Source organism: Marinobacter sp., from assembly GCF_041690615.1.
In the GTDB taxonomy this organism is placed as follows: domain Bacteria; phylum Pseudomonadota; class Gammaproteobacteria; order Pseudomonadales; family Oleiphilaceae; genus Marinobacter.
Genome location: NZ_JAWLGY010000036.1, coordinates 18210 through 27966, shown reverse-complemented (window position 1 = coordinate 27966; position 9757 = coordinate 18210). Strand labels below are relative to the sequence as shown.

Below are 9757 nucleotides of genomic sequence, written 5' to 3'. Positions count from 1 at the left end.
CAGGGGACTTGCACCCCCAAGTCATCCGGCCAGCACCACCTGGACCGGAACAGCGCCGTCAAGGCGCTACGCGCCATGCCTGGCGCACTACGAAAAAGGCGCCTGCAGGCGCCTTTCCGGAGAACGTCGGGAATCAGCCGGCCATTGCCAGCTCGGCATCCAGGTCGATGCCGAAGTCCCGCATCTGGGCCAGCTTGTAACGCAGCGTCCTGGGGCTGATACCCAACTGCTCGGCAGCCCGGTTGCGACGCCCCCGCTCGCGCCGGAGGGTGTCAATGATAATACGGAACTCCCGGCGCCGGATCTCATCCCCCAACGAGGCGGACTCGTCCGCCGGCCCGGAGGCTGCGTGGGCGGCTTCAGCTGAGAACTGCTCACCGGCACTCCCACTGACCGGCGGCTCGGCCTGAACCGGTGCTGACTGCGCCACAGGACTGGCGGCCACACTGTCCAGTCCGGTAATTCCCATATCCAGGCACAGGTCCTCAGCCTGGATTTCAGGACCCTGATGCAGCACCAGCGCCCGTTGAATGGCATTGTCGAGCTCCCGCACGTTGCCAGGCCAGCGGTGGTTCTGCATTGCCTGGCGGGCGCCGGCGCCCAGCGTAATGCCGGTAAGTTTCATCTTGCGGCTGTGCTGACGCAACAGGTGTTCCGCCAGCGGAAGAATGTCTTTCGGACGATCCCTTAACGGGTGCCAGTGCATGGGAAGGACGCTCAGCCGGTAGTAGAGATCTTCCCGGAACTTGCCTTCCCGCACATAGTCCGCCAGATCCCGGTTGGTGGTTGCCAGCACACGTACATCCAGAGAGATGGTGCGACGGCCGCCGACCCGTTCTACCTCACGCTCCTGCAGAACCCGCAACAGCTTGGACTGCAAGCCCAAATCCATCTCGGAAATCTCGTCCAGCAGGATGGTGCCGCCATTGGCCTGTTCGAACTTGCCCGGTACCGAGGCATGGGCCCCGGTGAAGGCCCCCTTCTCGTGACCAAACAGAATGGCTTCGAGCATGTTCTCGGGAATCGCCGCGCAGTTGATGGCCACGAAGGGCTGATCACTGCGGCCGGAATTCTGGTGAATAAAGCGGGCCAGCACTTCCTTGCCGGTGCCACTCTCGCCGGAAATCATCACGGTGGAGTCGCTGGCAGCCACTTTTTTCGCCAGCTGGAACAAGCGCTTGCTGATCGGGTCTTCCGCCACCGGGTCGTCACTGCTGCGACGACGGCTGACGGTGGCGCCCACTACCTTGTCCACCGCTTCCACCAGCACCTGGGGCTCAAAGGGCTTGACCAGGTAATCGATGGCGCCGGTCTGCATGGCGCTGACCGCATCGCTGATCTGACCATAGGCGGTGATCAGCATCATGGGCAGGCCCGGGTACTTTTTCAGCACCTCGGCCAGCAGTTCATGGCCGGACATGCCGGGCATATTGACGTCACTGACCACCATGTCCACCGGCCCGCGGGCCAGCTCCTCCAGCGCCTTTTCGCCAGATGCCGCCTCCCGCACACGAAAGCGTGCCAGCTCAAGCGTGGTGACCAGCGCCTCGCGCAGGTCATGATCGTCTTCAACAATAAGAATCTGGGGTCGGGCCATCATGTCCTCCGACGTTCCTTTTCTGTCAGGATGTTGTTTTCGGGTTGCGGGTGGCCGGCAAACGGACTGACGCACAGGCGCCACCACCGGGCATGGGGGCCAGGCTGAACCGGCCGTTATGGGCCTTGACCACCGCCTGCACCACAGCCAGTCCCAGGCCAGTGCCGTGAGACTTGGTGGTATAGAAAGCTTCCATCAGCTGATCAGCCTGTTGCTCAGGGAACCCCGGGCCATTGTCGGCCACCGCGATAACCAGCTCGTCCCGGTCACCGGTCAGGGAAATTTCAACCTTTTCAGCGCCGGCTTCCAGACTGTTATTGACCAGGTTCATGCAGGCGCCTACCAGCGCTTCCTGGTTACACATCAGCGGCACCGGGACACCCCGGCTAACCAGCTCCACCTGCTGGCTGTCTGCGAGGTTGAGACCGTCGACGGCGGCCCGCAGGCCCTCGCCGATCCGGTCCGAAGAAAGAGCTTCCGCCAGCCGGGTTTCGCCACGGGCAAAGGTGAGCATATCCCGCACCTGGGACTCCAGATGGGTCAGGCGGGACATCAGGCGACTGGCACAGCGCTGGCGCAGCTCCTCATCCAGGTCTGGCTGGGACAGGTGTCCGCCATAAAGAATGGCAGCGGACAACGGTGTACGAATCTGATGAGCCAGAGATGCCACCATGCGACCCATGGCGGACAACCGCTGGGCGTGGGCCAGCTGGGACTGGAGCTGACGGGTCTCGGTGAGGTCGGTAAGCAGAATCAGCTGGCCGGGCTCATTTTCCATGGTGCGGATTTCGATACTGACCCTGCGACCATCCTTGAGGGAGACCTCATGGCCGTCGTCACGGCGGGGGGCGAAACAGCGCTGGATCACGCTCACCCAACGCTCGCCTTCCAGGGGTTCGCCGAGCAGAGCCACGGCAGCGGGGTTACACTGGGCAACACTGCCCTGACTGTCCAGAACGATAACGCCAGCGGGCAATGCTGATAACAGGGTGGAAAGGCGGTCCGCGAGGCGTTCTTTCTCTTCCAGCTCACGCTGGCGCTGACGGGTCTCGGCGGTGAGCTCACCGGAAAGCTGGTTAACCCGGGACTCCAGGGTACGATACGAGTCCGTGATCTGGCGGGACATCTGATTGAACAGATCCAGGGCGGAGTCCACGGCCGCGTCGTCGTCCTGTGCCGGAAACAGTGCGGTTACCTTGTCATTGGCGTCCGCCGCGGCGTCCCTTGGGCCCGCGGAACCGAACTTCCCGGAACGGGAGGCAGGTACTGCCGTCTGGATCTGTCTCATGCTTCCCCCTGACCATAATGTAATGATTCAGGAGCGGTTTAGCAGGAGACGTGCCAGAACTATTTATTCCTTTTAATACAGAAGCCTGGAATACGATCTGCCAAAAGTTCGAGGCTGCAAAACCAGAGACGACAAAAAACCGTCAGCTGTCTTCTTCTTCACGAAGCCCGTATTTACGCACCTTTTCCACCAGCGTGGTACGGCGGATTCGCAGCTTTTCCGCAGCCCGGGCCACGACACCGTTGGCCTCGTCCAGAGCCTGCTGGATAAGCTGCTTTTCCAGGTTTGACAGGTAATCTTTCAGGTCGAGGCCATTAACCGGTAACAGCGCTGGCGAATCCAGCCCCACCAGACCGGGCATACCGGCAGCTGGCATAGGCTCCTCCCCCGGCATATCTTCATCGTAGTCGTCCACATAACGGAACTTCTTCGGCAATTCCTGCACCCCGATAACCCCATAGGGATGCATGATTGCGAGTCGCTCCACCAGATTGGCCAACTCGCGCACGTTACCCGGCCAGTCGTGGCGGCACAGACTGAGAATGGCGGCGGAGTTCAGGCGCAGAGACCCACGCTTTTCCTTCTCCATGCGGGCGATCAGCTCGTTGATCAGCAAGGGGATGTCTTCTGCCCTCTCCCGCAGCGGCGGCATTTCGATGGGAAACACATTGAGCCGGTAATAGAGATCTTCCCGGAAATCCCCTTTCTCGATCATGTCCTCAAGGTTCTTGTGGGTGGCCGCAACGATACGCACATCGGCACTCTGGGTCCGGTTGCTGCCCACCCGCTCAAAGGTACGTTCCTGCAGGACGCGCAGGATTTTTACCTGCATATTGAGGGGCATGTCGCCGATTTCATCGAGAAACAGGGTGCCGCCTTCTGCCAGCTCGAAGCGGCCCACCCTGGCGGTGATAGCCCCGGTGAAAGCGCCTTTCTCATGGCCGAACAACTCGCTTTCCAAGAGTTCCGCAGGAATAGCGCCACAGTTGACCGGTACGAAGGGTTTCTCCCGGCGGGGCGAATGGTAATGAAGATTGCGGGCGACCACTTCCTTGCCGGTGCCGGACTCGCCGGTGATCAGCACACTTACGTCCTTGTCCGCCACCTGGCCCATCAGCTCCCTCACGCCCTTTACGCTGCGGGAGGTACCCACCAGGCTGCGGAACAGCATAACGTCCCGCTGCTGACCACGCCCCCTCGCCCGGGTGTACTGGTCGCGATAGACCTGTGCCCGATACAGTGAATCAATCAGCTTGGTGTAATTGGGGGGCCATTCCAGACGAGCGATCACCCGTGCCTGGCAGTCCTTGTCCAGACCGCTCAGATCGGGATCCCCTACCACCAGGATTGGCAGCCCGGACTCAGCGTTGCAGACAGCCTCAATGTCAGCGTGCAACTGACTGTCGTCATCGCCGCCGATCACTGCCACGCCCAGTTCCGCCAGGGCACATTCGTTACCACTGGCCAGACGTTCGCGGGAGGCATCATCATCGAGCACCGTTTCCTTGCCAATGAATTCCAGTATGGTTTTAAGATCCCTGGCCCGTGAGTCGTCCCTGCTCAGCACCAGCACAGTATCGGTCATCGACATTCAGATTGAATCTCTTGGTCAGCACAGCGAGAAATAACGGACCCGGGCCCGGGCAGCCCTGTTCCGTCCAGCGATATTGTTTGTGCGGTATTTAAGACGTTTAATGGATGAGAGTCAATTTTATGACGCGAGTCACAGGCACAGCATCAACAGCAATCGGAAATGACGTGAAAACGCCCCTCACGACCGGTCCCGCCCCGACACCTTCGCGTAGGCGCTGGCTGCCTTGCGGTTCTGCCCCACCTGCTCAAGAGCTTCCTTCGCCTCATCCCGAACCTGACGGGCCTCCGCATCCGCCTGTTCCACGAACCGCTCCAGGGTCCGTAACCGCTGCTGAACCTCCGTCGGCGACAGCTGGCGCTGCTCCATGGCGTCCATGACCGGATCTATCAGGGCCCGAACGTCACTGTTCAGCTCCCCCAGCCGGGTCCAGTCCCGTTCCTCCAGTGACTGTTGCAGTTGGGCGATGCGTTCATCGAGCCGTGCGAGAGATTTCTGGGCGTCGTTGGACATGGTTAACCTCCGGAACAATGGGGCGGCCGGCTGAAATACTGAGTGCCTGCGAAAACCGGCAGCGTGTTTACCAGTATACAGACATAAAGCGGAAGAAATTGAACGTCAATTCTGATACCATATGCCGTTAATCAGCGATTCATCCGACGAGGTACCGCCAGCCATGTCAGCACAGTGGCAGACTCTGGTGTCACAAAAGCTCTATCTGGCAACCCAGCTGGCCGGACTGTCCCGCAAGCAGGCTTCCCCCACCGATCGGGAAGCCACGTTACAGGGAGCCATCGAGCTGGCCCTGCGGGCCCGCCGGCTGATGTTTGTGCTGGTCGCCCGTTATCACCAGCAGAACCGGGCCACACCAGCCTCAGTGGAAGAGCTGACCGCTCTCATAGCCGATACACCAGATGCTGAGCTCCTGACCGGACTGGCCCGCACCCCCGGCAGTTGGCTGAATCACCTGGACCAGCTGGAGGTGGCCCAGAGCGAGCCGCCCCGGCAACAGAAAACCGTATCGGAAGAGAACATTATCGCTGTATCGGCGGCTGCCGGGCCAGATCGCTCCGCGGATGGCCTGCTGGAAACACTGGCAGCCATGAAAGCATTCATGACAGACCTGGGCGAGCGCCATGCCGAGTGGTAGCAACCTGGCCCGGGCTTGATGTAAGGATTCTATGTCACCTTCATTCTTTGAAATTGTACAACTGAGCGACGGCGACTATGCGCTAAAGCGCGTGGACGATGAATCAGCCCCGCTGGTGAAGATCTCCTTTTCCCAGGAGGCCCGTGAGCTTATGGAAAACCGGGACATGACCGTTGCCCGCGCCATGATTGACGCCGGCATTCAGGCGGTGAGCCACCTCAATGACGCAGTGGACTGGGAAGACGCTGATCCGGACGATTTCGAGCTGCACGCCCACCACACCCTTCACTGACCGGTATCCCGGGCCACCCCGAAAGCCGTCTTACCGGCACCGAAGAATCACCCCGTGGCTCTGGCCACGGGCAGACGCCTGTTCCAGCGCTCCGAAATCACGGTTCGACAGTCGAGTGGTCCACATGACCACCGCATGGCAGGTACCGGCACCCAGCGCCCGTTCGGCCAGCGCGAAGGCTGAATAGTCCCGGCTTGACCTCAGCACCAGCAGTTCGCTGGCAACAATGCCATGCATGGTCTGCCACTTGCTGACCAGCTCCTGGGGCGGGTCGATCCAGGCCAGCCACCGTCGCTCCTGGTTCAGCTGGGTCAGCATGGGAAGCAACAACTGGAAATTCTCTACCTGCCCCGGCGGCAGAATCACCTCGGTCACATTTCCACGGGGATCCGGTGCTGACCCGGTAACCGGCATCAACTCTGTGTTTACACTCAAACCCAGCTGTTCCATGACTTCCTCCCGGAATACTGCGGGCTGATGCCGGGTGGCACCAGCCTGAAGAATCAATGCACCTGGTGCAGGTCGGACCGGCGAATCACGCCAACCCCGAGACCTTCGATCACCAGCTCCTGCTCGCGCAGGTCCACCACAATCGGTTCGAACTCTTCGTTCTCAGCCACCAGATACACCTGAGTACCTTCCCGGCGGTAGCGCTTGACGGTCACGTCTTCGCCAACACGGGCAACCACCACCTGGCCGTTATGAACATCCTGGGTTCGGTGGACGGCCAGCAGGTCACCGTCGAGAATGCCGATGTCCTTCATGCTCATGCCCCGGACACGCAGCAAGTAGTCGGCGGACGGGGTGAAAAACTCCGGCTGCAGGGTGCAGTAGTCTTCAATGTGTTCCTGGGCGAGGATAGGACTGCCCGCCGCCACCTGGCCGATCACCGGCAGCCCCGGGTCCTGTTCTTCTTCCGGCAGGCGAATGCCCCGGCTGGTGCCCGGCACCATCTCGATGGCCCCCTTGCGGGCCAGCGCCCGGAGGTGCTCTTCGGCCGCATTGGCAGAACGGAAACCCAGCTCTGCGGCGATCTCCGCACGGGTGGGCGGATACCCGGTTTCATCCACGTAACGGCGAATGATATCCAGTACCTGGCTTTGTCTCGCGGTGAGTTTCATGAGCAGTGGCCCTCGTGGCAGATGCTGGTGTTATATACAGTAACTTAACTTTATACAGTATTCTATCCAGTGTAAACCCCGTACCCGGACTTTTGCCCGGACGCCAAAATCATCCTCCAGGCGGATCACACCGCCCGCCAGCACCAACATTTTTCCAGCGGGCCGGTAAGCTGTTACATTGATCATCTTCACCACAACCGGCGCTGCCGGAACTTCCCAGGGAGTCATACCAACATGCCAGAGCGCTGCCACATGCCGGACATTCTCACCACGAATGACGGCGAAAAACGCCGGGTCGGGGTGGAAATCGAAATCTCGGGCATGAGCTACGAAAAACTGGTGGCGCTGACAGCGGATCTGCTCGGCGGCAAGGCCAGTACCGCCAGCCGCTATGTCAGCCGGATCGACACGGCCCTGGGGGAGTTCACCGTGGAACTGGACTCGGACCCCATCAAGGACCTGGACCTTCAGGACGAGCGCGTGCCCGAGTCACTACGGGAGCTGGGTGGCCACGCGATGGATGTTATCGACTATGCGGCCGAGCGGCTGGTGCCCCTGGAGATCGTGACGCCCCCCATCCCCTTCGAAAAGCTCGAGACGATTGAGGAACTGGTGGAGCACCTGAGAGAAGCCGGGGCGGTAGGCAGCCGTGAAGCCATCCTCTATGCCTTCGGGCTCCAGCTGAACCCGGAGCTGCCAGCGCTGGACGCAGACACCCTGCGTCGCTACCTGCAGACCTTCGCCGCCCTCTATGACTGGCTGAAGGGCCGCCACCAGCTGGATTTCAGCCGCAAGGTAACTACCTATATCGAGCCCTGGTCCGGCAAGTACGTGGACAGGCTGGTCGGCCGGAACTATGCACCGGATATCGAAACCCTGATGCGGGACTACCTGAAAGACAACCCCACCCGCAACCGGGCACTGGACCTGCTGCCCCTGTTTGCCCATATCGACAAGAACCTGCTGGCCGAGTACGTTCAGGATCCTCGCATCAAATCCCGCCCCACCCTGCATTACCGGTTGCCGGACTGCGACATCGACAACCCACGCTGGCACTTCTCCACAGTCTGGAACGACTGGGTGGTGCTGGAGCAGATTGTCGCCAACCGGGAGCACCAGCGGGAACTGAACGACCTGTTCCGGGAGAGCCGCACCCTGTCCTTCCGCAACCTCACGAGTACCTGGCGCTCCCGCTGCCAGCAGTGGCTGGAAAACCTGGGCTATGTCTGAAGCAGATCAGGGCCCGGAAGAGGAAGTGCCGGGCCTCACCATCGGCATCAGCGGTCCCGCCCGCAAACGCACATCTGATCGCCTGATTGCCCTGGGGCTGCGGCTCTACGGCGCCCATACCCACTTTATCCGCCCCGGCAGCCCCATAGACGTCTCACTGCTTGATGGCATCGTATTGTCCGGCGGCAGCCATATCCACCCGGAGCTCTACGGCCAGCAGCCAGCCATCAAGGCGCGTTATGACCAGTTACGGGACAGCACCGACCAGACCCTGCTGGCCGAAGCAGAGCGACTGCATCTGCCGGTGCTGGGCATTTGCCGGGGGGCGCAACTGATCAATGTATTCCGGGGCGGATCCCTGTGCCAGGACGTAACACCCCTGCGGGTAAAAACCCGCCACCGACCGCTGTTACTGCCCCTGCAGCCGGTGGGTATTGTGGAACCAACCCGGCTGGGGCGTATTGCCCGTACCCGGAAGATCGGGGCCAACCGCATCCACAGCCAGGCCATCCAGTGGCTTGGTGACGGCCTGAGGATCAGCGCGGTGGACAACGACCTGTTCGTGCAGGCCATCGAGAATACCCATGGACAGTGGCTGATGGGCGTACAATGGCACCCGGAATATCTGCTGTATCACGGTGTCCACCGCCGCATATTCCAGGACTTTGTGCGCACCGCCGAGCAACTGAAGCTGGCCCGCCTGACCCGGGGTGAATACCCGCAACCGGAGGGCCTGCCACCAACGTCAGAAGGAACAGACCATGATTAGACGCCATTTTCATCGTGCCCTCAGCCCCTTGTTGCTGGCCCTGTTGATACCGGGCGGCCCTGCACTTGCCGGCGCCCCGGAAGTCAGCCTGAGCGGTGAGGGCCAGGTGCGTTATATCCCGGACAGCGCCAGGCTCAGCTTCTCCATTAACGCCGAGCACCGGGACGCCGACAGAGCCCTGGAGCAGGTTGGCGCCACCATGGCCCAATGGCGGGAGGCAATCAGCGAGATCCGAAACCAACTGGTGGATTACAGCGACGCCTCGGCCCACCTGTATCAACGCCGGGAACCACCCCGACCAGTACGGGACGGGGGCACCTCCGGGGGGGAACCGGAGACCATGGCGGTAGCCAGCCAGACCATCACGTTCGAGATCCATGACCTGGATCTGCTCAATCCGGTACTGGAGAAAGCCCAGAACCTGGGAATGAATTACAGCCTGGGTCAGCACCAGTTTTTCCACTCCGACGAGGAAAAACTCCAGCGGGACGCCCTGGCCGCTGCGATCCATAATGCCCGGGAACGTTGCCGGTTTGCCGCCGCCCAACTGGACATGACCTGTGGCGAAGTGAAGTCCCTGAACCTGCAGGCCTCCGGCGGTGGGCCGGTGATGATGCGTATGGCGGAGTCGTCAGCAAAGGCCGACACCGTTAGCGAAGTGGGGCCCCGGGAGATCACGGCCACGGTGCAGGCGACGTTCACCATGGAATAGGCGGAAC

Annotated in this window: 11 protein-coding genes; 5 read left to right on the top strand and 6 right to left on the bottom strand. The window is 61.2% G+C overall.

Annotated elements, in window-relative coordinates; genetic code table 11:
* Positions 1 to 133: 133 nt before the first annotated feature.
* The 4 genes from ACESMZ_RS16805 to ACESMZ_RS16790 all read right to left on the bottom strand — a co-directional run bounded on the left by ACESMZ_RS16805 (position 134) and on the right by ACESMZ_RS16790 (position 4989).
* Positions 134 to 1597, bottom strand: a complete 1464-nt coding sequence (locus tag ACESMZ_RS16805) for a sigma-54-dependent transcriptional regulator (protein ID WP_372958316.1) — start codon at positions 1595 to 1597, stop codon at positions 134 to 136.
* A 25-nt stretch (positions 1598 to 1622) separates the two neighbouring features.
* Complete coding sequence (locus ACESMZ_RS16800; protein ID WP_372973036.1) at positions 1623 to 2885, bottom strand: sensor histidine kinase; 1263 nt, start codon at positions 2883 to 2885, stop codon at positions 1623 to 1625.
* Between the two features lie 142 nt (positions 2886 to 3027).
* The gene (locus ACESMZ_RS16795) at positions 3028 to 4476 is read right to left on the bottom strand and encodes a sigma-54 dependent transcriptional regulator (RefSeq protein WP_372958311.1); all 1449 of its coding nucleotides are present in this window, start codon (positions 4474 to 4476) and stop codon (positions 3028 to 3030) included.
* Positions 4477 to 4656: 180 nt separating this feature from the next.
* Positions 4657 to 4989, bottom strand: a complete 333-nt coding sequence (locus ACESMZ_RS16790; RefSeq protein WP_372958310.1) for an SOS cell division inhibitor — start codon at positions 4987 to 4989, stop codon at positions 4657 to 4659.
* Positions 4990 to 5152: 163 nt separating this feature from the next.
* Between ACESMZ_RS16790 and ACESMZ_RS16785 the strand changes: the two genes are divergently transcribed.
* Positions 5153 to 5626 (top strand): DUF6586 family protein, encoded by a 474-nt coding sequence (locus ACESMZ_RS16785; protein WP_372958309.1) that lies wholly within the window; start codon positions 5153 to 5155, stop codon positions 5624 to 5626.
* A 31-nt stretch (positions 5627 to 5657) separates the two neighbouring features.
* On the top strand, positions 5658 to 5918 hold the full coding sequence (locus ACESMZ_RS16780) for a hypothetical protein (RefSeq protein WP_372958308.1): 261 nt from the start codon (positions 5658 to 5660) through the stop codon (positions 5916 to 5918).
* Positions 5919 to 5948: 30 nt separating this feature from the next.
* On the opposite strand, the gene ACESMZ_RS16775 is transcribed toward ACESMZ_RS16780, so the two are convergent.
* Positions 5949 to 6332, bottom strand: a complete 384-nt coding sequence (locus tag ACESMZ_RS16775; protein WP_372958315.1) for a cell division inhibitor SulA — start codon at positions 6330 to 6332, stop codon at positions 5949 to 5951.
* Between the two features lie 89 nt (positions 6333 to 6421).
* A complete protein-coding gene (lexA, locus tag ACESMZ_RS16770; protein ID WP_372958307.1) occupies positions 6422 to 7039 on the bottom strand; it encodes a transcriptional repressor LexA in 618 nt (205 codons plus the stop codon).
* 234 nt (positions 7040 to 7273) lie between these two features.
* Here lexA and ACESMZ_RS16765 point away from each other — a divergent pair, with 234 nt between their 5' ends.
* From ACESMZ_RS16765 to ACESMZ_RS16755, 3 genes are read left to right on the top strand one after another with little or no spacing between them, the layout of a single operon-like run.
* The gene (locus ACESMZ_RS16765; protein ID WP_372958306.1) at positions 7274 to 8269 is read left to right on the top strand and encodes an amidoligase family protein; all 996 of its coding nucleotides are present in this window, start codon (positions 7274 to 7276) and stop codon (positions 8267 to 8269) included.
* Entirely contained in the window at positions 8262 to 9038 is a 777-nt protein-coding gene (locus ACESMZ_RS16760; protein WP_372958305.1) for a gamma-glutamyl-gamma-aminobutyrate hydrolase family protein, read from the top strand. The genes ACESMZ_RS16765 and ACESMZ_RS16760 overlap by 8 nt, the downstream gene beginning before the upstream one ends.
* On the top strand, positions 9031 to 9750 hold the full coding sequence (locus ACESMZ_RS16755; protein WP_372958304.1) for an SIMPL domain-containing protein: 720 nt from the start codon (positions 9031 to 9033) through the stop codon (positions 9748 to 9750). The genes ACESMZ_RS16760 and ACESMZ_RS16755 overlap by 8 nt, the downstream gene beginning before the upstream one ends.
* Positions 9751 to 9757: the final 7 nt, after the last annotated feature.